We start from the raw sequence: 21,521 nt of genomic DNA on the forward strand, positions 1-21,521 counted from the left end.
GGTGACACGCGTGCCGGGGTCCGTGCTCACCCGGGTCCGGAGGGGGTGCCGTCGTGGCGCAGGACGAGCACGGCCGCATCGTCCTCGTGCCCGGTGAAGACCGCGGCACGGAGTACCCGGTCCGCGAGCTCCTCGGCGTCGGCGCCGGCGTGGGCGCTCACCAGGCGCCTTATCCGGTCCAGTCCGTCGTCGATCGAGAGCGACGGCCCTTCGATGACTCCGTCGGTGAGCAGGACGAACGCGCCGTCGACGTCCAGATCCCGGTGGGTGACGGGGTAGTGCTGACGAAGCTCGATGCCCAGCGGGAGACCCCCGGCGTCGGCTGTGATGCCCGAGCGTCCGTCGGTGGTCGCCCACACGGAGGCGACATGACCCGCGCGGGCGCTCCGCAGTTCCCGGGTGAGCGGATCCAGCCGGAGGAAGGAACACGTGGCGAAGAGGGCGGAGTCCATCGACAGGATCAGGTCGTTCGTGCGGCCCATCACCTCACCGGGATCGGTGGCCGAGCTGGCGATCGCGCGCATGGCGATCCGGATCTGGCCCATGAAGGCGGCGGCCTCCACGTCGTGCCCCTGGACGTCGCCGATGGCCAGGCCCAGTGATCCGTCCGGGAGCATGAAGCCGTCGTACCAGTCGCCGCCGATGTCCAGCCCGTCGCGGGCGGGAGCGTAGCGGGCGGCGGTCTGCAGGCCCGGGAAGGCGGGCAGGGCCGCCGGGAGCATGTTGCGCTGCAGGGCCTGGGCCAGCTCCACGCGAGCCTGATGCAGTTCCACCTCCTGCCGGGCTCGGGCAGTCAGGTGCTGCAAGGTGCTGAGCAGGTCCTCGGCGCTCGCGGACCGGGGAGTTCGACGCCGGTTCATGGGCCGCTCCGCGTTGCGATAGTTCCTGCATCATATTTCGGCGTCCGGGCTGCGGCGAGTGCGCAACCGTCCGGACGCGGCTGCCGCCCTGCGGGCGAGGTGGGTCAGCCGGCGCGCCCGAGCGACGAGGTGAGCCGCCCCAGGGTCTCCTGCAGAGCGAGCACCTCCTGGACCGACATGCCCGTAGCCCGAAGGATCGAGCGGGGGACGGGCAGGGCGCGCTCACGCAGCGCGGTCCCGCTGTCGGTGAGGTGGACGGTGACCGACCGCTCGTCCTCCACGCTGCGCTCGCGCCTGACGAGTCCGGCCGACTCCAGCCGCTTGAGCAGCGGGGACAGAGTCCCGGAGTCCAGGTGCAGTCGCTCGCCGATGGTCTTGACGGGCAGCGGGCCGTGCTCCCACAGGACCATCATCGCCAGGTACTGGGGGTAGGTGAGGCCGAGGTCCCGCAGCGCTTCACGGTAGACACCGCCGAACGCCCGGGACGCCGCCTGCAGCGAGAAGCAGACCTGGTGGTCCAGCTTGAGGAGCTCGGCGTCCGGCAGGCCGGCGAGGTCGGGGGCCGGGGTGGTTGGAGACGTCATGGGTCCAGAGTAGCGTGCCGCCCATCATTAAGTTGTGTGCAATTCACTTGTGTGCAACCATCTTGGGTGTGGCCGGTCCGCGGTCACCGACGACGAGAGAAGGTCACCCATGGACGCGCTCTACACCGCTGCCGCCACCGCGAACGGCCGTGAAGGCCGGGCCGTGAGCTCGGACGGACAGATCGACCTCGCGCTCGCGATGCCGCCGGCTCTCGGGGGCAACGGGGAGGGCACCAACCCGGAACAGCTCTTCGCCGCCGGTTACGCCGCGTGCTTCGCCAGTGCCATGGGTGCGGTCGCACGCGAGATGAAGGTCGACACCAAGGACGTCTCCGTGACGGCCGAGGTGTCGATCGGCAAGGACGACACCGGCTTCGGCCTCGCGGTCGTCATGCGCGTCGAGCTTCCCGAGGAGCTCGAGGGGGAGACGGGCCGGCGTCTGGTCGAGGCCACGCACGCCTACTGCCCCTACTCCAAGGCCACGCGCGGCAACATCGACGTCGAGCTCGTCATCGAGTAACGGACCGGGTTCCCCGCCCGGCTGCGGGTGGGAAACCGATCACGCCGGGGGGCGGGGCAGGCGGCCGGCCCTCCGGCGCCCACGGACGGTTCTGCGGGTCCGCTCCCAGGCGGCCGGAGGGGACCGCGTACACTCGGCTCCCGTTTCCGCTGATTGGCGGGCATAACCGATCGTTAGGCAGTTCACGTGAGTTTCGCAGAGGCATCCGACGCGCCGATCTACGCCGGTCTGGTGGAGGAGCAGGGCGACGTTCCGGCCGAGGTGCGGCGGGTGGCGGAGGCGACCCTGCTGGAGGTGGAGAGCGTGATGGACTTCAGCGCGGTCCACGCCCCGGCCGCCGCCCGTTAGACAGGGCCGGAAGGGACGCGGGCCCGGCAGGGATCATGCCCTGCGTCTGTGTGGGCAGGATCATCCCCGGCGTCCCATTGGATCCTCACCGTACGGAGCACCGCGTGACCATCAGCCTGAACCCCTCGGCAACCGTCCTGTTCCAGGGCGACAGCATCACCGATGTGGGCCGGCTGGTGGAACCGGACAGCCCCATGGGCAACGGGTACGCCCGGCTGGCGGCCGACCGCGTCAGGTCCGCGCGGCAGGACAGCGGCATCACCTTCTTCAACCGGGGGATCGCTGGAGACCGCGTCTCGGACCTGCGGGCCCGCTGGCGTGAGGACGCCTTGGATCTTGCGCCCGATGTGGTCTCGATCCTGATCGGCGTGAACGACACCTGGCGCCGCTACGACTCCGGGGCCGTCACCACGGCACGTGCGTACGAAGAGGACTACCGCGCCATCCTCACCCAGGTGCGGGACGAGCTGGACGCCCAGCTGATCCTCATCGAGCCCTTCCTCGTACCGGTGCGGGCCGAGCAGTGGGCCTGGCGCGAGGACCTCGACCCCAGAATTCACGCAGTCCGGCGGCTGTCCGAGGAGTTCGGCGCCGCGTTGCTGGCGGCGGACGGCCTGCTGAACCAGGCGGCGCGCGCCGCCGGCGGCGCCGAGTACATCGCGGGTGACGGCGTCCACCCCACACCCCTCGGGCATGCGGTCCTGGCCGAGGCGTGGACCGCGCTGGCCGGGCTGTAGCACGCGGAGGGCCGCCGGACGGGAATCCTGGGCCAGGCGGTCTTGCCTCTGCCCGTGGGCCGGGACCAGCCCCAGGAGCTGCTCAGTGCGTCGATGATGCGCAGACCGCGGCCCCGCTCGAGGGACCCGTCGGGCCGGCGCAGCACGGGGACGTCGGGGCTGGGGTCGTTCACCGCGCACACCAGCGTGCCGTCCTGCCGCGCCAGGCCGAGGTGCGCCGTGCACCGCCCGTCGTCCCGCAGTCCATGGCAGACCGCGTTGCTCATCAGTTCATCCGCCACCAGAACGACATCGTCCGCGCAGGATCGCAGCCCCACGGGTCGAGCGCCTCACGCACGAACGCCCTTGCCTGCCTGAGGCTCTCGGGATCCGTGTCCACCTCGCGCGTGGCGAATCCCGGGGTCCCGATGCCGAGGTCGCGTGCCGGCTCCTTGTGCGGATCCGCACCTGTTCCCGCCGGTTCGGGAAGCATGACTGCCACTTCGTGAGGTGGCGGTCTCTGCGCGGGCACGAGTCCTGGTCACCCTTTGCTGAAGGCCGGTCGGTGGTGCCGTCGACCCCGGGGGCCACTAGTATCACCGCCGTCCGACCACCGGCTGCAATTGCATCCGGAATTGCACCCGACGGTGTGGGCAGGAGACACCTGTTCACCCGGTGCGGGCCCTGGTGGCGCACCAGGATGTATCAGCGCGACGACAAGGAACAGAACGCATGCAGCAGTTCGACAACGGTGTACCGGCCGACTCCCTTACGGGCGTGGTGTGGAAGAAGAGCCATCACAGCAACCCCAGCGGAAACTGTGTGGAGATGGCCCTGCTCCCCGGCGGAGATGTGGCCGTACGCAACTCCAGGCACCCCGAAGGGCCCGCCCTCGTCTACACCGGGGACGAAGTATGCGCGTTCCTCGCGGGTGTCAGGGACGGCGATTTCGACACCATGGCCGGCTGAACTCACGGCGGAGCGGGCCGAAAAGGCACGGCACTCCCGCATATGCCGGGTCCTCATGGGGCTCCTGATGGCACACTGGCGTCACGACGCCCGTCCTCAGGAGTCCGCATGCCTGGCATCGAACCGCTTCAGTATCCAGGGAAGCCGACGCTCGCCCCGGCCGCAGGGGCGAGTCCCACGGCGCTGCGCCTGGTCCTGGGGGCACAACTTCGGCGCATGCGAGGGGAAGCAGGCATCACTCCGGACGTCGCCGCGGACCGCATCCGGTGCTCGACGGCCAAGATCAGCCGGATGGAGACCGGGCACTCTCCGTGCAAGGAGCGCGACGCCTCCGATCTGCTCGCCCTCTACGGGGTGACCGACGCCGCCAGGACGGCCGAGTTCATCGAACTCGTACGCAGGGCCGGGCGGCGCGGCTGGTGGCGCAACTACGCCGATGTCCTTCCGGACTGGTTCGAGCCCCTGGTCGGGCTGGAGGAGGCCGCGGCCTCCATCCGTACCTACGAGGGGCACTACGTCCCCGGCCTTCTGCAGACGGCCGACTACGCCCATGCGGTGGTGCGTTCCGGACATTCCCTCGAGTCGGAGGAGATCACCCGGCGCCGCGTCGAACTCCGCCTCAGACGGCAGGAGTTGCTGAAGCGCCCTGACGCACCCAAGCTCTGGGTGCTGCTGGACGAGGCGGTTCTGATGCGTCCGACCGGCGGCGCCCGGGTGATGGCGGAGCAGCTCGCCCACCTCCTCGACATGACGGAGCTGCCCCATGTGATCGTTCAGGTGGCCCCTTTCGAGGTGACCGCCCACACGTCGCCGGGCAACGCCATCACGTACCTGCGGTTCGCCATGGAAGGGCTTCCGGATGTCGCGTACATCGAGCACCTGACCAACGCCACGTCCGTGAACAAGCAGGAGAGTACGGACGAGTACCGCTGGATCCTGGACTCGCTCAGTGCCCAGTCGCCGAGTCCGGCGGAGAGCCGGGGCATGCTGGGCGAGGCGCTCGAGCGGTACCGCTGAGCCCCCGCCCCCCTCGCCGTACGTCCCGCGGTACGGCGCCCCGTCACCACTTGCGGCCGACACCGCCGTATTCGATCCACTCCCGCGTGGCCTGCTTCGGTGCCAGATCCGAGTCGGGCCGCCAGGTCGAGACCTCCACCAGGCCGGGCTCCAACACGTCGAGGCCCTCGAGGAAGCCGTGCACGTCCTCCTCGCGACGTACCCGTCCCCACTGGTTCCCGGTGCTCTTGGCCATGAAGCCGGTGACGAAGTCGCGGGTGGCCGCGTCCTCGCTCACCAGCTGGCACACCACCAGGAAGCTGCCCGGTGCCAGGCGCTCCGCGACCCGGCGCACCAGGCCCGCGGGATCGTCCTCGTCGGGGATGCAGTGCAGCACCGACACGAACAGGGCGGCAACCGGCTCGTCGAAGTCGATGAGCCGCGTCGTCTCCGGATGACCGAGGATCCCGGCGGTGTCCCGCATGTCCGCCTGGATCACGGCGGTCCTGTCGTTCTCCTCGAGTATGGCCTTGCCGTGTGCCAGGACGATGGGGTCGTTGTCTATGTAGACGACCCTGGCGCCGGGATCCACCGACTGTGCGACCTGGTGGACGTTGTCCTGGGTCGGCAAGCCTGATCCGTGGTCGATGAACTGGCGGATCCCGTACTCGGACGCCAGGTGGTGGACGACGCGCCGGAGGAATCGCCTGTTGTTGACCGCCAGGACCTTGGTGCTCGGCACGACCTCCAGGAGCTGCTCGCACGCGACCCGGTCAGCGGGGTAGTTGTCCTTGCCGCCCAGGTAGTAGTCGTACATCCGCGCGACGCTCGGCACGTTCACGTCGATGTTCTTCGGAATGGAGGTGTCCCCGTTGCTCATCCAGCCCTCGCGGTTCGGAGAGAGTGAAATCAATCGTCCTGAAGGCTCATGCTATGGATCTCACCGGAGGGCTGACAGTCCTCGGGGGAGTGAGTCGGGACCGTGGGGGCTCGATCTGGCCACGGAGTGGTGGGGGTGGGACGGGTCGGTACGCGCCTGTGCGGGCCGACATGCCGGAATCCGGATGGCTGTACGTCAACTCGGCCTGCTGGAAGGGTGAATGTCGTCCGCCTCGGAGGGGCGGTGTGACATCCGTCCAATGACCTGCGCGGAGGAATTCAACGCGGCTGGATTTCGACGGTGGCTGTCCTCGTGGCCCCGAGTCGCTGCGCCGAGGAAGTGTGCGGTCGAACCGCGTCGGACGTCCGCCGCTCGGGCGGGGCGTCTATCGTGGGTGCCATGTCCGCCCCTGAGCTGATCCGTATCGTCTCGCGCGACTCACCCATGGCCCTCGCCCAAGTCGCGCGTGTCAGCGCCGAGTTGGCGGCCCACCACCCCGCCACCGTCACCGAGGTCGTTCCCGTCCGGACGACGGGCGACAAGTGGATGGGAGACCTCTCCCAGGTCGAGGGCAAGGGGGCCTTCACCAAGGAGGTGGACGCCGCCCTGCTCGCCGGGGAGGCGGACCTGGCCGTCCACTGCGTCAAGGACATCCCCGCCGACCGGCCGCTGCCCGCAGGCACGACGTTCGCCGCGTTCCTCGAGCGCGACGACATCCGCGACGCCTTGGTCCATCCGGGCGGGCTCACGCTCGACGAGCTGCCCGACGGAACCCGCGTCGGCACCTCGTCCGTGCGCAGGGTCGCTCAACTTGCCTCCTCACACCCCCACCTGAACTGCGTACCGTTCCGCGGGAACGCCAACCGGCGTCTCGCGAAGCTTGCCGAGGGGGAGGCGGACGCGCTCCTCCTGGCCGTCGCCGGCCTCCACCGCATCGGCCGGCCCGATGTGATCAGCGAGGTGCTCGGCCCCGAGACGATCTGCCCGCCGATCGGTGCGGGCGTCCTGGCCCTGCAATGCCGCGAGGAGGACACCGCGACGATCGACGCCGTGAGCGTGCTCAACCACCCGGGGACATACCGGGAGACCACGGCCGAGCGCATGTTCCTCCACGTCCTCCAGGGGCACTGCAACTCTCCGATCGCCGGTTATGCGACGGCCCACCGCAACGGTGACCTCTCCCTGCGCGCCTGTGTGTTCACCCCTGACGGCAAGACCGTACTCAACGCCCACGAGTGGGCCGGTCCGCTCGACCCTGCCACGCTCGGAACGTCCGTGGCCGTCACCCTGCTGCGTCAGGGTGCCCGTGAGCTGATCGACTCCATCGCGCACTGAACCCGGGGTGTCGGGAGCACATCTGCGCGCCCGGAGGTGACGGACGAGTGGTCCGGCGGCGCACGACTCCGCCGGACCTCGTGCTCAGGTGTCCGCGGTGTCGGCCGGTCGTGTCCTACCTGCGGCTGAGCATGAGCATCACTGCCCCATGAACTCGGATGTCCAGTAGGCGACTTGGGCTTCCATGACTCCGGGGCCCGCACGGCCCGGAACCGTGCGGGCCCCGGTGGGCCGAGGAGGCGAGCAGAAGGGCGCCGTCACCCGGCCCCCGCCGTCCGGCTGCACACGTGGTGCGCGGGCAGGGACTCGCGAGGCGGAGGGCGGGGATGTCGCTTCGCCGGGCGGGCGCAGGCACCCGATTGCCTCCCCGATGCGCCCGTCCGGCTGCCGACCGGCTGCGGAACACGGATGCTGAGAGGCAGTGTCACCAAGGGCGTGCCGCGCCGCGGGCCACGCCCGTCGTAGGAGAGGAGACCCCCATGGGCCGGTTCGAGGCGACGGTCGACATCGATCGCCCTGCTGCAGAGGTGTTCGCCTTCCTGGCGGACGGTGAGAACGACCGGAAGTTCAGCCCGCGTGTCCAGGACATCGTCAGGACTCCGCCCGGCCCGACCGAGGTGGGCACCGTGTTCCGCAGCACGGTGAAGGACGCCGGCATGAAGACCCGGCGCGAATTCCGGATCAGCGAACTGGTGGCCCCGACGCGCATCCGCTGGAACGAGTTGTCCACCAACCTCGTCACGGCGCGGGAGGGTGGCTACGACATCGAGCCCCTGGCGGACGGTCGAACGCGCGTACGCATCTTCAACGACCTGGAGGGCCACGGTGTGGGCAAGCTCCTCGTCGGGCTCGCCGTCGCCGCCGCCCGGAAGGACGCCCCGGACTTCGGCCGGCGGATCAAGGCCGCGGTGGAGGCGTCCTGAGTCGCAGGGGGCCGGACGGGCGCGAGGGATCTCGTTCCGCCGTGGCGGTCCGCGTAGGGTCGGACCATGGTGCATGTACTGAGCAGCAGGGTATTGCTGAGGCCCGGCGACCCGGAGGTCTCGCGGGACTTCTACGGACGGACGCTCGGACTGCCGATCTACCGGGAGTTCGGCACGGGACCCGAACGGGGGACGGTGTACTTCCTCGGAGGGGGCTTCCTCGAGGTCTCGGGGCGCTCGGATCTCCCGCCGACCGAGACGGTTCAGCTCTGGATGCAGGTCGACGACTGCGCGGCCGCGCACGAAGAGATTGCGGGGCGAGGGGCGCGTGTCCTGCGCCCGCCCCTCCAGGAGCCGTGGGGGCTGATCGAGATGTGGATCGCCGACCCTGACGGACACCGCATCGTCCTCACCGAGGTGCCCGCGGACCATCCGCTGCGCTACCGTCCCTGACCTTCTCGGTGAGGGCGGCGAAGGTGAGACGGGCTGCTTGCGCGACGAGGGCGTCCTGCGGTTCCGCCTCCTGGGTGTCGCGGCGGGTCAGCACGGCGATGACGATCGGCGCGGAAGTCGGCGGCCTGACGACGGCGATGTCGTTACGGGTGCCGTAGCCACCGAGGCCGGTCTTGTCGCCCACCGTCCAACCGGCCGGGGTGCCCGCGCGGATGAGGGCGTCACCGGTGGTGTTCCGGTCGAGCCAGTCGGTCAACACGGCCCGCTTCTCCCGGCCGAGGACGTCGCCGAGCGCGTAGGCACGCAGATCGGCAGCCAGGGCGCGAGGCGTGCTGGTGTCGCGAGGGTCGCCGGGCGCCGCTTCGCTGAGCTCCGTCTCGTACCGGTCGCACTGCGTGGTGCGGTCGCCGAGGGCGGCGAGCGCGTCCTGCAGGCCCCGGGGGCCACCGAGGTCGCGGAAGAGCAGATTGGCCGCGGTGTTGTCGCTGTACCGGATGGCGGCGTCGCACAGGTCGCGCAGTGTGAGGCCGTCGTCCACGTGCTGTTCGGTGACGGGGGAATTGGGGACGAGGTCACCGGTGCCGTACCGGACGCGCCGTCCGAGCTGCCTGAGCGTGTATCTGTCCAGATGGGCGCCGGCCAGCAGTGCCTTGCAGGTCGAAGCGTAGGCGAAGCGTTCATCGGCGCGGTGGGCGACGAACCCGCCGCTTCCGGTGTCCACTGCATACACACCCAGTCGGGCGTCGAACGTCTGTTCCAGATCGGCGAAGGCGCGTCGGGTACCCGGCGGTGTTCCCTGGGGCCGGGAGGACGCTGCCCCGGAGGGGGCCGGGGGCGCGGCGGCCGGTGCGGCCGTGCCGCACCCGGTGAGCGGAAGGGCTGCGAGACCGGCCAGCGCGGAGAACGCCGCGCGGCGGGGGAGGGGTGTGGGCACGGGGCGGAGACTTCCTGGGTCCGAAGGTACCTGCCGCACAGCCGTCCGCTGATCGCCCAGGACTGCGAGGGCGGTCGGTGCGCACCCGGCTGTCGGCGACCTGACCTGTCCAGGGTAGGGCGGGGACTGCCCTCGACCTGCGCTGTTCCGGGCCGTGTCGCCGTGTTGCTGTGCCGCTGTGTCGCCGCGGGCGTCCGGTGCAGGAGGTGGAGGAGTCGGGGGAGCAGGGTCGGCCGCCCGCAGCCCGCCGCCCGCCGCCGGTGTGCGGTCAGCCGTCAGCCTTCGGCCCCGTCCGCCGCACCGGCCGGGGCACCGGTCAGGTCAGCATCCGGGACGCAGGCCGGTGGGGCCGTGGCGGAGGGGGGTCTCAGGGCTGATCCGTATCCGCGTGAGTCCGTCCTCTCCCGCGGGACCCGAGCCGGACTTGTCGACGACGAAGGCGGTGCCGTCCCCGGTTGCCTTGACGTGGTTGGGCAGAGCCCGGGTGGCGACGGTCTCCACGACCCTCCCGGCGCGGGGATCGACCACCGACAGGCTTCCGGCCAGCCGGTTGACGACGAGTACCCGGCCCGAGCACGGTTCGACGGCGACCGACTTCGCACCTCCGCCCGTCTCCACGGACCGGGCTACGGTGCCTTTCCGCAGATCGACGACCGACAAGGTTCCCGAAGTCTGGTCGGCGGTGTAGGCGCTGCGCCCGTCGGCGGAGAGCGCGATCGAGAGCGGTCCGCCGCCCGTGGGGATGAGGCGAGGCGTGCGGGAACCAGGAGCGACTTCGATGATCCGGCTGTGGGTGTGGTCGGCGGCGTAGACCGTCCCGGTCCGTTCGTCCACCGTCAGCCCCGTCGGCCCGCTCCCCTGGACGGTGACGCGCCTGATCTCCTCGAACGTACGGCTGTCGAAGGCCACGAGGGCGCCGTCACTGAAAGAGCTGGCCCACACGACGTCGCGCTTCTCGTCCACCACGACTTCGCGTGAGTGGTTCACGTCGGGCAGGGTGACGATGTGCCGTCCGGTCCTCTGGCTGTAGACGGCGACCGAGTTGTCCCGGGTGTTGGTCACCCAGACGGTGTTGTGCTCGTCGTCCACGTCGATGCCGTAGACGGCTTCGACCGTGCCGTTCGCGGGAGGCGTGTAGGAAGCTTCCACCTCCAGGGTCTCGGGATCGATGCGCAGCAACTGCGATCCCGTGACGGGGGCAGGCGGCTGTCCCACGGAGGCGGTGGCCCAGAGTACGTCGTTGCGCTCGGAGTACGCGGACTGGTAGAGCCCCTTCGCGAGCGGCAGCGACGTGACGTGTGAACCGTCCCGGGTACCGGTGACATCGCCGCTGCCGGCTGTGGCGGTCCCGGTCCCGGTCAGTGCGAGTGCGCAACCGGAGGTGAGCGCCACGGCGATCGCGGCTGTGCGGGGGACACGGCGGTTGAGCAGGGCCATGTGTGCTGTTCTCCCTGGACGTGTGCCTCCGGGGAGGCCCACGAGGTATGGGGCGCGGGTCGGATGACCGCGCCCTTCCGTCCGCTGTCGGTCAGCTTCCCGAAGCGCTCGCAACCGGCGGCCGGGCACGCGCGGTGACGTACTTTCAGCGCGCAGACCGTCGGCGACTCACGCCCTCGGTAAAAGTTAGGTAAGCCTAAGCTAATGTTTGACCAAGGGGCAAGCGTGGAGTTGCAGGAGCCTGGACGTTGTGTGCTCCCCTCCCGGCCAGGGCGGTGTGCCGGGACGGGACGGCTTCTTCCTCGCAGATACGTATGACGTTCTGGTGGCGGTGCGCGGCGACTCGCCCCGGCCCGCCTGGTGTGCGCGCGTCTCCAGGCCGGCGAGCAGGGCCGTCAGGTCGAGGTCGGAGGGCCGGGCGCAGTGGTGCGGCGAGTCGAACGCGGAGCCCATACCGTGTGCCCGATCGAGCAGGGGTGCGAGACCCGTAGCCGGGTGAGTGGGCTGTGGAGGTCAGCCCGGCTTGACCGCCTGGGTCGCAAAGTAGTTCGACAGGTAGGGAGCGGATGCGTTGGATTGGTGCGGAGCCTCCGCGAAGCGGGTCAGGACGAACCCCGCGGCAAGCTGCCCGCCGATCTGGTCGGTGAGGGTGTGGCTGTATTCAAGCGCGGCGTCCGCGCCGAACTTTGTGGCACGTTCCTCGGCGGAGTAGTGCGTGACATCGCTGTAGGGCAGCGTGTGGACGACGACCAGCTCGCCGCGCTCGTCGAGCGCCTCGTGGTCGAACAGGTACGCGTCAGGGTTGAGGAAGCCCGCAAGCAGAGTGCCGCCTGGCCGCAGGGTGCGGAAGCACTCTCGCCACACCGTCGCCACGTCAGGGACGAACAGGTTGGAGACCGGATGGAACACGACGTCGAACGTGGCGTCGCCGAAGGTGCTGAGATCGCGCATGTCGCCGAGGACGGTGCGCAGGTCGAGGCCGTCGCGCGCCGCGACCATCCGGTCCTGGCCGAGCTGGCGCGGTGAGTTGTCGAACACGGTGACCCGCGCCCCTGCGGCGGCGAGGATCGGGCCCTGCTGGCCACCGCCGGAGGCCAGGCACAACACGTCCTTACCGGCCAGGTCCGCCGGAAGCCAGGAGCGGTCCACCGGCTCATGGCCGATGAGGACGACCGACCAGTCGCCGCTCCGGGCGCGCGCGACCTCCTCGGCGCTCACCGGCCTCGACCACTCGTTGCCCTCCTGGACATACCTGTCCCAGGCTGCCCGATTGTGGGCAGCCGGGTCGCCGGCGACGTCCTGCACGTCTCACTCCCTGCTGGAGCCGAGCGGGCCCCTACGGCACTGAATCCCTTGTGCCGCCAGACAACACGACTGCAGGGTGCGGGCTCAACGACTTTTGTGGGCCGCATCTCGTGCGGGACCTGTCGCACCCTGCTGCGACCGCGCAGTGCTCTGACAGGGTCGGGTGCATGGACTGCGTCTTCTGCCAACTCATCCATGAAGGCACCGCACGCTGGACGGCCCGCGAGGCCGAGGTCTGCGCTTTCACTCCGCTGAACCCGCTCGGGCCGGGGCACACCCTCGTGGTTCCCACCCGTCATTACGCGGATGTTTTCGACGTCCCGTCCGACGTGCTGAACGAGTTGATGTCGCTGGTCCAGCGCGTGGCGGCAGCCATGAGGACCGAATTGGACGCCTCAGGCGTCAACATTCTGAGCGCCAGCGGACCCGGATCGGAACAGTCGGTGCCCCACCTGCACTTCCACGTCGTTCCCCGGTGGGCGGACGACGGAATCTCCACGTGGCCGACCGGGCGGTCTCGTCACCATCTCACCGGTGACCCCGGCACCCGGCTTGCCGACGCACTCGACCGCGACCGCAAGGCTCACCGTGAAGTCGAGCCAGAACGCGATTCGTGACAGCGCCTGGGCTTTCCCGGTCCGACTGCGCAGGCGCCGGCCACTGTCACGTCGCCGTGAGGGTGGCGTCCCACGCACCTCCCGCCGGACAAGATCACAGCCGTCGGTGCGCCCGCCCCGTACATCGACGCCACCCCCGTCCGCACCCCCACGAGCTGCCGGTGGGTCAGCAAGGGCCGGCCACCCCGGCCGCCCGAGCCAGGTTGCGGATGGCCGGGGCGGCACCGCGACGCGTGTGCTCACCCGAGGGGGCGATCGTCCGATGCGCCCCTGCTGCATGATGAGGGCATGCAGACGCGACCTGTACTCATCTACGACGGAGACTGCGCCTTCTGCACCTCTTCCGTCCTGTTCGCCGAGCGCCATGTCCGCCCACGCTGCGACATCACGCCCTGGCAGTTCGCCGATCTCGGCTCCCTCGGCACCGCCCGCGAGCGGGCGGAGTACGAACTGCTGTGGATCACGCCCACCGGAGCGGTCCACGGAGGTGCGCAGGCCGTCGCCAAGCTGCTGCTTAGCGCGGGGAAGGGCTGGGCCGTCCCCGGGGTCCTGCTCACCCTGCCACCCCTCCGATGGATCGCCCACGGCGTGTACCGGCTGATCGCGAACAACCGGCAGCGGATGCCGGGCGGAACACCGGCCTGCGCCCTCCCCGCGGAGCGCAGGCCCGCGTCCGGGCCACCGTCGTCGCAGGCGTGACCCGCAGCCGTCCGGGGCCGCGCGCCGGCTGCTGCGAGCTGCTCCGAATGTGATCCGGCGGACGCGCGCGTCCGAACAGGGGACGGCGGTGCAGCCGGGGAAGGGCACGACCGGACCTTCCCCGGGATCAGAGCTGGAACTCCGCAGGGGACAGCCCCAGCGCGGTGCAGGCCTCCCGGAGAATCATGTGCTCTGCCTGGGAGAAGGTGCCGTCGGCGCCGGCGACGACGATGCCGGTCTGGAGCACGGCCCTCGCCTCGGTCGGCTTCTTGGCCGTCTTGACGATCTCCTGCAGTGCCTCCGCCTTGCCCTGTTGGAAGTTGAGGCTCAGCTGGTCCACGTGCTTGTTGAAGCGCTGACGCAACTGCTCGGCCGGGAAGTTCTGCAGTACGTCGTTGCCGAGGATCATCGACTCCACGTGCTGACGCTCGGCAGGGTCCACCCGCCCGTCCGCAGCCGCGACCAGCGCGCACATCGCCATGCTCGCGTCCCGGTAGGCCCCGCTCTTCAGCTCCGTCTTGAGAGAGGCGAGCTGTGACTTCAGCGTGCTGACCAACTGGGCGCGCGAACCACCCCCGGCCCCCTGCCCGCCGCTTCTGCCGGCGGCCGACCCGCGCGCGCCCTGGGACTGCTGGAGAGTCCTGGCCTGATCCTTGAGCCGGTCCCACACTGCCATCGAGGTCACCTCGGTCTTCGTCTGAGTTGTCGTTCACGAGCCCGTGCGCTCATCCGGTCAACGGGCCGATGCGGGTAAAGGTTCCGCAAAGTGGCCCGACGGTGCGGCGACGTCTCGGCCGGCCCGACCCCGACGGGCGCGTCGAGCGCGTGGTGGCCGGGCTGTGTTTGTCGCCGATCGACGGACCGCTCGTCCGGCCGTGCCGTCAGGCCCGACGCGTCTGTGTGATCGTTCAGCATCTCTGCGTAACGTGCGTGCAACCATCGGGGCCGTTCGGGGGTCACATCAAGCAGGAGCAAACAGCTCTCAGGGACACAAGGGGGAAATATGAGAATCGCACGTAATGTCGCGGCGCTCGGGGCGGCCACCACACTCGCGGTGGCCGGCACGGTCGCCTTCAGCACGACAGCCTCCGCCGCACCCAACGTCACGCCGCAGGCCGTCTGCGGCAAGGCCTACAAGACCGTGAACTCCGTGCCGGTCGGCTCGCTGGGCACCGTCTACCTGACGTACAACTCCGCCAACGGCAGGAACTGCGTCGCGACCATCCGTGCCAACCCCGGGTCGGCGAAGGCCATGTCGGTGTACATCTACGTGCCCGCCACCGACGAGTGGGCCGGTGACGACGGGAATTTCACGTCGTACGCCGGACCGGGCTACGTCTACGGCAAGGGCTACTGCGTGAGCTGGGGCGGCCAGATCAGCAACGTGTACGTCTCGGTGGAGAACTCCAACTGTGCGTCCCTGAAGGAGAAGCGGGTCACCACCATCCGCTGAGCCGCACCTTCGTCCGCGACGCGCTCACGCGCGTGACAGGCCCGCCTGCCTCCGGCTGCAGCCCGGGGCCGGCGTGTGTCTCGAACCGCAGGCGGGCCGGGCAGGATCTCCTGCCCGGCCCGCCTCCGTTTACGTTCCGCCCTGTGCTCCTCAGGCCGCCCGGCGGCCCGCGTGCAGCGGCGTGCCGCCGGCCAGCTCCTCGGGATCCAGTGCCAGTGACGCCGCGGCGGTGGCGCCCACGTCGGCCAGGCTGTGCGCGTCCGGCAGGAGTTCCACCCCGTCCGAGCCGGGACGGTGGATCAGGACCGGTACGTACTCCCGGGTGTGGTTCGCATGGCCGATGGTGGGGTCGTTGCCGTGGTCGCCGGTGACGATCAGCCGGTCACCGGGCTCCGAGAGGAGCGCGACGAGGCCGGCGAGGCCGGCGTCCACCTGCTCCAGCAGACGTGCGTACCGTCCGGCGTCCTGCTGATGCCCCGCCAGATCCGTCTCCTGCACGTTCGCGACCACGAGGGCGTCCCCTTCCGTCCGCACGGCCTCCATGGTGTGCGACAGGACATCGGCGGTGGCCACGGCCGGATGGCGTTCGGCCGCTTCGCACACCAGGATGTCGGCGGCCTTGCCCACCAGGGTGACCGGGATGCCGGCGCGGGACGCCAGGCCGGGCAGCTGGCGGGTGTGGTCGAGCGGGGCGCCCAGGTGCTGCACCTGGAGCCCACCGTTGCGGTAGAAGCCGCTGGCCGGGGTGTCGAGCCCGGTCGTCCCGCCGTCCCCGTCGCGGACGAACGCGCCGAGGGGGCCGTCCGCGTGGCCCCCGACCGCGATGACGCGGGCGACCGGAGCGACGGTTCGCACGGTCCGGGCGATGGCGAGGATCCCGCCGGGCCCGTCGAAGGGGACGTCGTCGAGGCGGCCCGACGCGTTCCAGTTGATCCCGGGGTCGGCCTCCAGGTTGTCGTGGACGAGGACCACGCCGTCGACGACGAGCAGAGGCTTGCCGTCGACCACTTCGGCCCGATGGCCGGCGGTCTCCAGCGCGGCGGTCACCTCGGCGAGGTGATCGCCGAGCCGGGCCACCGTCACCCGGGTGAAGTCGGCGCCCATCATGGTCTGATGTCCGGCGAAGGTGTCCGCGCCCGGATAGCCGAGGGCGGCCCTTCCCGCGGCCACGGGCAGGTGGGTCCGGCGCGCCAGGTCCTGATGCGGATGGACCAGCCCGAGTCCCAGAGCACCGAGCGCCGGCAGCCGCAGCGGCCGGCCGAACGCGGTGCGCGCGTGGTCGAGGACATGCCCGCAGGTGTCGGCGGAGAGGTCGCCTGGACGCAGGGTGCCCGCGTCGGGCATGGCGCCGACTCCGAATCCGTCGACGACGACGATGACGGTCTTGGCCATGAGGTGCTCCTTACAGGGCGCGGCCCTGGGCGTCGTACAGGCCGTTGAGCCGGGGAGAGCCGGAGGCGAGTCCGGAGACGACGGCAACGGTCGAACGGGTGACGAAGATCTGGGTGCGGAAGGCGAACAGCGCGGTGTCGCCGATCGCCACGTCCGCACCCGGGGCGGGCGTGTCGAGCAGCCGGTAGTAGTCGATGTTCTCGGCGGGTGCGTCCTGCACGCCCAGACGCGTCCCGGTCCGGGGCAGGAGAGCGCTGCGGATGTGGGACCGGGCGTAGAACCCGCCGCCGAACACCGCGGGACGGCCGTCGTCGAGGGTGTGGGCGACCTCGCTGACGTAGACGTAGGCGGGTGTCTCGGGCTGCGTCGGATCGACGGCGTGCAGCGGCGTGGTGCCGGTGAGGGCATGCCCCGGTTCGCCGTGGGTGGCACCGAGTTCGGCGAGCAGGGGGAGGGAGGCCATCGAGGTGGCGCTCGGCGCGCTGAGCCGGAGGCCGTGGTGGCCGCGCGAGGCGAGGAGCTCGCGCGCCTTGAGGGCCAGCCTGAAGTTGGGGGTCGCGGCCGGTGCGCCCGTCGCCGGGTCGCACAGGACACAGGGGAAGGCAGTGACGCCGCCGATCCGGATCCCGTCCAGCGCTTCCGCAGCTTCGGCGAAGGCGTCCAGCCGGTCCAGCGGTACACCGCCCTCCTGGCCCGGATACACGGAGCCGTCGGCACCTTCCAGACGGATCAGGACGTCCTGGACGAAGCCGAGTTCCCGCGCGGTGTCGGAGACCGCGCGTGCGTTGGCCAGGTCGAAGACGGTGACGGTCTCCGGGCGTCGCGCCAGGACCTCCGGCAGGGTGCGCCGGGGGATCTGGACGAGGTGGCCGACGTTGCCGGGCAGCGCTCCGGCGGCGTGCAGGGTGCGGGCCTCGGCCGGGTCGATGGCGGCGGAACGGGGGATGTGCCGGGCGATGGCCCGGATCAGCTCGGGATTGCGGCCCAGCTGCTTGACGACGAACCAGAGACCGAGGCCGAGGCGTCCGGCCTCGGCCGCCAGCAGCGCGGCGTTGGCCTCGACCGCGTCCAGGTCCATCACGTAGGTGTCGGGCGGGATCACACCGTCCCGGTGCAGGGCGGCCGCGGCATCGACGAGCCCGGGGTTGCGGGTGAGCAGGGTGTCGAGAAACACGGTCAGTCGTCCTTACGGTCGTCCAGAGCGGCGAGCGAGCCGCGCAGGATGTCGACGACGAGGTCGGCACCGGCCCGCATCGGGTTGATGCGGACGGTCCAGTCGGCGAGCTCGGGCGAGTCGTCCAGCGCCGAGCTGGACATGCGGTAGAAGAGCGGGGCGATCTCGTAGCGGGAGTTCGAACCGACGGGGTACGGGGCGGCACCGAGGCGTGCGGCGGCGGAGGGCAGGTCCCGGGCGACCGGCCGGTCCAGGCGGACCAGCAGGCAGCGGTCCTGGGCGTTGGCGATGCGCACCTCCGCGACACCGTCCACCTCCCCGGCGGCCAGGCGCTCCGCGACCTCGGCACCCACCCGGGACTGCACGGACCACATGACGGGGACGTGGGTGAGCGCGCGCAGCGCATCGAGCGCCTGGTGGCCCTGCACCTGTCCACCGCCGGAGTAGTTGTCACGGCGGATGTGCGCCACGAGGTCGCGGGCCCCGACGACGAGTCCGACGCCCTCGGGCCCGTGCAGCTTGAAGAGGGAGAAACAGGAGGCGTCGGCGCCCAGTTCCACCCCGGCGGCCGGGGTGCGCATGACGGCGTAGTTGTCGTCGACGAGGGTGCGGACCCCGGCGGCGCGGCAGGCCGCGAGGACCTCGGCCGGATCGTAGGAGTCGGCGAGCCGCTGTCTGGTGTGCTGGACGTACGCCCACCTGAACTGCCCCGACGCCAGCGCCTCGCGTAGCTCGGAGGGATCGTTGAAGTCGGCTTCGACGGTCCGCACCCCGATGCCCCGCAGGGTCACCTCCGTGGTGCGGTAGACGGGGGCCCGGTGGATGAGCAGCGGGTCGCCCGTCCGGACGGCGGCGTTCAGGGCGGCCCGGATCGCACCGGTTCCCGCGCCCTGGACGAAGGCGGCGTCCTCGGCCCCGAAGAAGTCGGCGAGTACGGCCTCGACACGGGCGGTGGTACCGGGCCGGCCGAGGCCCGGGACGACCCCGGCGTCGGCCGAGAAGAGCTGGTCCCCCTCGAAGTGGGCGGCGGTGGCCTCCAGGAGCCGGAACTGCTTGGCGACGGCGTCGTCCAGGCCGACCGTCGCCAGGGGGAAGGTGGGGGGAAGCACGGGGTCCATGTCAGCGGTCCTCCTCGCTCGCGCCGGTCAGGAAGCGCAGCGGATTGCGGCGGGTCAGCAGGTCGACCAGGTCGTCGTCGGCGCCCGCCGCCCGGAGGCGGGGCAGGAAGCTCCGGAAGAGGTGGCCGTAGCCCTGGCCTCCCTCGCCCATGAGGTAGCCGTGGCGGGAGATGTCGCAGCTGAGCAGGGCGCGGTCGGCGTGACCGGCCTCCACGAGGGCGAGCAGCAGCTCCAGCCTGGTCCGGTCGTCCTGGTAGGACGACTTGCCCACGGTGTCGAAGGCGACGTACGCCCCCTCCGCCGCGAGTTCCCGGTGGACGCCGTGGTCGTCGAGCAGGTCCTGGTGGCCGATGCTCACCCGATGGGCGGGCAGCCCCTCACCGGTGAGCAGTTCCAACTGGGCGGGGCCGCCGCGGCCCAGCTGCGCGTGGGTGGCGACGGAGAGACCCGTGGCCAGTGCGGCGCGTGCACCGGCCCGGAGCACCTTGGCCTCGGAAGCCGTCGGCACGTCGCCGTGACTGCCGATCTCACCGAGGACCCCGGGCCGGATGCCGGTCCCGGCGATACCGTCCTCGATCTCGCGGACGAGGACCCCGGTCAGCTGCTCCACGTCGCCCGCGTCGATCTCGGGTGTGTGGAAGGGCTCGTAGTACCAGCCGGTCGCCGCGACGACGGCGACCCCGGAGTCCCGGGAGATCTCCGCCAGGGCGCGGACGTCGCGCCCCATGCCCCGGCAGGTCAGCTCGACGACGAGGGCGAGCCCGGACTCCTCCCGCAGGGTGGCCAGCTCGGCGGTCACGGCTGCCGCGTGGTGTTCCGGATGGAGGACGGCCGCGCGGTCGCCCCGCCGGTCCAGATCGAGGACGAGGTGCTCGTGGGCCAGGACGGGGCCGCGTACGGAGCCGGCGGACAGCTCCCCGGTGACGGTGCGCAGGGTGTGTGGTGCGGGGCGGTTCATGTGGGGGTCCTTCTTTCGCGTACGGCCCGGTCCGATCGGTGAAGGGGGTCAGCCCTTGACCGGAGTGAACAGGTCGAGCCAGTACAGGACGTTCAGCAGGATCCCGCCGACGATCACGGCCGCGGGGGCGGCGGCCATCCTCACCACCGGCCGGCCCATCGCCTCGTTCAGCAGGTAGAGACCGCCCACGACGAGGATCCCGAGCCCGCCGCCCATGGCGTTGGCAGCCATCAGCGACCCGAAGAGGATCGCCAGTTGAAGGGTGTCCCCGATGGCGCTGCGCAGATGCTCGGAGGAGTCCCGGACGCTCGGCAGCTTGCCGAGCAGCTTGCCGATCCAGGAGAGGGCCAGCACCTCCACGGCGAACACGAGGGCCCCGACCAGCGCCGCCACGAACGGGTTCGGCATGAGGTAGCCGATGGGGTACACCAGCGTGAATCCGGCGATCCCGTACGCGCCGGAGGCCAGCGCGGTCGTCGCGATCAGCGGGATGAAGCCGAACACCCGGTAGAAGTCGACCTGAGCGGCCTCGGAGTACTGCCCCTTGGCGATCAGGAAGCTCGTCGCCTCGCCCCCGCCGAATATGTGCATCTGGGCGAGCACACAGACCCCTGCGCCGAGGACCATGAACAGGGGGAGGTACCTGCGCAGGCGGGCGGCGCTGGCGCTGAAGAGGGATGCCATCGGGTCGTCGTCCGGCGGGACGTCGTCGGTGACGCCCGCCGCCCGGTCGGCCCGGCGCTGCCTGACGTCCTTGGAGACGGCCAGCCCGATCAGCATCAGCACGCCGACGGCCATGGCCAGTGCTCCCGCGAACATGTTGGGCCACAGCTTCATCGTCATGACGACGAGGACCAGTTCGAGGACGCCCGCGACGCCGCCCCACCTGCGGCCGAACTGCTTCGTGATGGCGAGCACCGGAAACAGGGTGAAGAGGAACAGGATCGGCGTCGACATCTGCTGCATCGCGGTCAGGAAGTCGACCGGGAGGTCGTGGGCGACGTTGTTCGCGCCGTTCAGGCCGAAGACGACCACGGCACCCCAGGCGGCGCCGAGGATCGGGGCGAGCCACTTCCTGGGTGCCAGCATCCCGAGGATGTCCGTCGGCAGGAAGACCAGCCAGGGGTTCAGCACGCCGGTGGACAGGGCCATCGGGGCACCCAGCCCGAAGATGAAGCCCGCGGAGAGACCGAAGGAGACGGCCGTCGTCGCGCTGCGGGTGGTGCGCCCCTGGATGAAGTCCAGCAGGAAGGGACGTACTCCGTCGTTGAAGACGGCCAGGGCCATGTGCGAGATGTAGGCCGTCAGCGCACAGAGGGCTATGACGGTCAGCTGCTGGGCCAGCGTGAAGTCAAGGCTGGTCCCTGCGGCGAGTGTGGTGCTCACGAGTCACTCCTTCGTGCCCGGGATGATGCGAAGAGGCTGTGATCAGCCGCGGGCGGCGATGGCGCGCGCCATGAGGGGGGCGATGGTGTCGATCTGGTCCATCGAGAATCCGAAGACCTTCTTGCCGTCGGCGAGCAGGGCGGTGACCTCCTCCTCCGTGGGCACTCCGCGCCCGAAGGTGTGACAGGCGGCGCTTCCCATGAGGCCGACGAGCACGCCCAGGGAGGCGCCGGCGCCCGTGTGGCAGGTGCCCAGGTAGTAGTCGGCCTGGCCCACCCGGAGCTTCATCGCGGCGTCCATGTCGCTGGACGGGACGATGTCGAGTCCGTCGAGGCCGAGTGCGCCGACGGCCCGGGTGACCTCGACCTTGCCGACTCCGCCCGTGAGGATCTTCGTCATGGCTGTTCTTCTCCTTGTGTCGGTTCGTCCACGCGGCGGGTCGTCCCCGCAGTGGTGGTTCCGTG

25 protein-coding genes and 1 pseudogene are annotated in these 21,521 nt (G+C 70.6%); 11 read left to right on the forward strand and 15 right to left on the reverse strand.

The window, feature by feature from the left end:
* Window positions 1-26: 26 nt before the first annotated feature.
* Both ACFC51_RS30230 and ACFC51_RS30235 read right to left on the reverse strand, forming a co-directional pair.
* Window positions 27-860: a PP2C family protein-serine/threonine phosphatase gene (locus ACFC51_RS30230; protein ID WP_376531851.1), complete on the reverse strand. Its 834-nt coding sequence runs from the start codon at window positions 858-860 to the stop codon at window positions 27-29.
* Between the two features lie 104 nt (window positions 861-964).
* Window positions 965-1,444: a MarR family winged helix-turn-helix transcriptional regulator gene (locus ACFC51_RS30235; protein WP_376379819.1), complete on the reverse strand. Its 480-nt coding sequence runs from the start codon at window positions 1,442-1,444 to the stop codon at window positions 965-967.
* 109 nt (window positions 1,445-1,553) lie between these two features.
* Between ACFC51_RS30235 and ACFC51_RS30240 the strand changes: the two genes are divergently transcribed.
* The 3 genes from ACFC51_RS30240 (at window position 1,554) to ACFC51_RS30250 (ending at window position 3,049) form a co-directional block, all read left to right on the forward strand.
* The gene (locus ACFC51_RS30240; protein ID WP_376531853.1) at window positions 1,554-1,964 is read left to right on the forward strand and encodes an organic hydroperoxide resistance protein; all 411 of its coding nucleotides are present in this window, start codon (window positions 1,554-1,556) and stop codon (window positions 1,962-1,964) included.
* A gap of 186 nt (window positions 1,965-2,150) precedes the next feature.
* Window positions 2,151-2,312, forward strand: a complete 162-nt coding sequence (locus ACFC51_RS30245) for a hypothetical protein (protein ID WP_376379825.1) — start codon at window positions 2,151-2,153, stop codon at window positions 2,310-2,312.
* 104 nt (window positions 2,313-2,416) lie between these two features.
* Window positions 2,417-3,049 (forward strand): SGNH/GDSL hydrolase family protein, encoded by a 633-nt coding sequence (locus ACFC51_RS30250; protein WP_376379828.1) that lies wholly within the window; start codon window positions 2,417-2,419, stop codon window positions 3,047-3,049.
* A gap of 98 nt (window positions 3,050-3,147) precedes the next feature.
* Here the strand turns inward: ACFC51_RS30250 and ACFC51_RS30255 are convergent.
* Both ACFC51_RS30255 and ACFC51_RS30260 read right to left on the reverse strand, forming a co-directional pair.
* Window positions 3,148-3,315, reverse strand: a pseudogene (locus ACFC51_RS30255) (ATP-binding protein); the annotation flags it as partial.
* Window positions 3,315-3,521: a hypothetical protein gene (locus ACFC51_RS30260; RefSeq protein ID WP_376531855.1), complete on the reverse strand. Its 207-nt coding sequence runs from the start codon at window positions 3,519-3,521 to the stop codon at window positions 3,315-3,317. The pseudogene ACFC51_RS30255 and the gene ACFC51_RS30260, both read right to left, overlap by 1 nt.
* A 239-nt stretch (window positions 3,522-3,760) precedes the next feature.
* Between ACFC51_RS30260 and ACFC51_RS30265 the strand changes: the two genes are divergently transcribed.
* Window positions 3,761-3,997: a DUF397 domain-containing protein gene (locus ACFC51_RS30265; protein ID WP_376531857.1), complete on the forward strand. Its 237-nt coding sequence runs from the start codon at window positions 3,761-3,763 to the stop codon at window positions 3,995-3,997.
* Window positions 3,998-4,105: 108 nt separating this feature from the next.
* Complete coding sequence (locus tag ACFC51_RS30270; protein ID WP_376531859.1) at window positions 4,106-5,014, forward strand: helix-turn-helix domain-containing protein; 909 nt, start codon at window positions 4,106-4,108, stop codon at window positions 5,012-5,014.
* A 43-nt stretch (window positions 5,015-5,057) separates the two neighbouring features.
* On the opposite strand, the gene ACFC51_RS30275 is transcribed toward ACFC51_RS30270, so the two are convergent.
* Window positions 5,058-5,873, reverse strand: a complete 816-nt coding sequence (locus tag ACFC51_RS30275) for an SAM-dependent methyltransferase (protein WP_376531861.1) — start codon at window positions 5,871-5,873, stop codon at window positions 5,058-5,060.
* A 399-nt stretch (window positions 5,874-6,272) separates the two neighbouring features.
* On the opposite strand from ACFC51_RS30275, the gene hemC reads away from it, so the two are divergent.
* From hemC to ACFC51_RS30290, 3 genes are all read left to right on the forward strand, one after another.
* Window positions 6,273-7,208, forward strand: a complete 936-nt coding sequence (gene hemC, locus ACFC51_RS30280) for a hydroxymethylbilane synthase (RefSeq protein ID WP_376531863.1) — start codon at window positions 6,273-6,275, stop codon at window positions 7,206-7,208.
* 479 nt (window positions 7,209-7,687) lie between these two features.
* Entirely contained in the window at window positions 7,688-8,131 is a 444-nt protein-coding gene (locus tag ACFC51_RS30285; protein WP_376379840.1) for an SRPBCC family protein, read from the forward strand.
* Between the two features lie 66 nt (window positions 8,132-8,197).
* Complete coding sequence (locus tag ACFC51_RS30290; protein ID WP_376379843.1) at window positions 8,198-8,584, forward strand: VOC family protein; 387 nt, start codon at window positions 8,198-8,200, stop codon at window positions 8,582-8,584.
* Here the strand turns inward: ACFC51_RS30290 and bla are convergent.
* The 3 genes from bla to ACFC51_RS30305 form a co-directional block, all read right to left on the reverse strand.
* Window positions 8,541-9,479 carry a class A beta-lactamase gene (gene bla / locus ACFC51_RS30295; protein WP_376379864.1) on the reverse strand — a complete coding sequence of 313 codons (939 nt, stop codon included), beginning with the start codon at window positions 9,477-9,479 and terminating at the stop codon, window positions 8,541-8,543. The two genes, ACFC51_RS30290 and bla, sit on opposite strands and share 44 nt — an antisense overlap.
* A gap of 360 nt (window positions 9,480-9,839) precedes the next feature.
* On the reverse strand, window positions 9,840-10,955 hold the full coding sequence (locus ACFC51_RS30300; RefSeq protein WP_376531865.1) for a YncE family protein: 1,116 nt from the start codon (window positions 10,953-10,955) through the stop codon (window positions 9,840-9,842).
* A gap of 513 nt (window positions 10,956-11,468) precedes the next feature.
* Entirely contained in the window at window positions 11,469-12,260 is a 792-nt protein-coding gene (locus tag ACFC51_RS30305) for a class I SAM-dependent methyltransferase (protein WP_376531867.1), read from the reverse strand.
* Window positions 12,261-12,427: 167 nt separating this feature from the next.
* On the opposite strand from ACFC51_RS30305, the gene ACFC51_RS30310 reads away from it, so the two are divergent.
* Together ACFC51_RS30310 and ACFC51_RS30315 are read left to right on the forward strand one after the other, a co-directional pair.
* Entirely contained in the window at window positions 12,428-12,877 is a 450-nt protein-coding gene (locus ACFC51_RS30310; protein WP_376531869.1) for an HIT family protein, read from the forward strand.
* A gap of 288 nt (window positions 12,878-13,165) precedes the next feature.
* Complete coding sequence (locus ACFC51_RS30315; protein WP_376379855.1) at window positions 13,166-13,576, forward strand: thiol-disulfide oxidoreductase DCC family protein; 411 nt, start codon at window positions 13,166-13,168, stop codon at window positions 13,574-13,576.
* Between the two features lie 127 nt (window positions 13,577-13,703).
* Here the strand turns inward: ACFC51_RS30315 and ACFC51_RS30320 are convergent, their stop codons facing one another.
* Complete coding sequence (locus ACFC51_RS30320) at window positions 13,704-14,252, reverse strand: tellurite resistance TerB family protein (RefSeq protein WP_376379858.1); 549 nt, start codon at window positions 14,250-14,252, stop codon at window positions 13,704-13,706.
* A 327-nt stretch (window positions 14,253-14,579) separates the two neighbouring features.
* On the opposite strand from ACFC51_RS30320, the gene ACFC51_RS30325 reads away from it, so the two are divergent.
* Window positions 14,580-15,029, forward strand: coding sequence for a spore-associated protein (locus ACFC51_RS30325; RefSeq protein ID WP_376379861.1), 450 nt, complete (start codon window positions 14,580-14,582; stop codon window positions 15,027-15,029).
* 150 nt (window positions 15,030-15,179) lie between these two features.
* Here ACFC51_RS30325 and ACFC51_RS30330 read toward each other — a convergent pair whose 3' ends face one another.
* From ACFC51_RS30330 to ACFC51_RS30355, 6 genes are read right to left on the reverse strand one after another with little or no spacing between them, the layout of a single operon-like run.
* Entirely contained in the window at window positions 15,180-16,421 is a 1,242-nt protein-coding gene (locus ACFC51_RS30330; RefSeq protein ID WP_376531871.1) for a phosphopentomutase, read from the reverse strand.
* A 10-nt stretch (window positions 16,422-16,431) separates the two neighbouring features.
* Window positions 16,432-17,595, reverse strand: coding sequence for an alanine racemase (locus ACFC51_RS30335; protein WP_376531873.1), 1,164 nt, complete (start codon window positions 17,593-17,595; stop codon window positions 16,432-16,434).
* Window positions 17,596-17,597: 2 nt separating this feature from the next.
* The gene (locus ACFC51_RS30340; RefSeq protein WP_376531875.1) at window positions 17,598-18,713 is read right to left on the reverse strand and encodes an aminotransferase class V-fold PLP-dependent enzyme; all 1,116 of its coding nucleotides are present in this window, start codon (window positions 18,711-18,713) and stop codon (window positions 17,598-17,600) included.
* 1 nt (window position 18,714) lies between these two features.
* On the reverse strand, window positions 18,715-19,671 hold the full coding sequence (locus ACFC51_RS30345) for a phosphotriesterase (RefSeq protein WP_376531877.1): 957 nt from the start codon (window positions 19,669-19,671) through the stop codon (window positions 18,715-18,717).
* Between the two features lie 48 nt (window positions 19,672-19,719).
* Entirely contained in the window at window positions 19,720-21,057 is a 1,338-nt protein-coding gene (locus ACFC51_RS30350; protein ID WP_376379131.1) for a YhfT family protein, read from the reverse strand.
* 42 nt (window positions 21,058-21,099) lie between these two features.
* Entirely contained in the window at window positions 21,100-21,456 is a 357-nt protein-coding gene (locus ACFC51_RS30355) for a DUF2620 domain-containing protein (RefSeq protein WP_376379133.1), read from the reverse strand.
* Window positions 21,457-21,521: the final 65 nt, after the last annotated feature.

Source organism: Streptomyces sp. NPDC055962 (genome assembly GCF_042270185.1).
Lineage (GTDB): Bacteria > Actinomycetota > Actinomycetes > Streptomycetales > Streptomycetaceae > Streptomyces.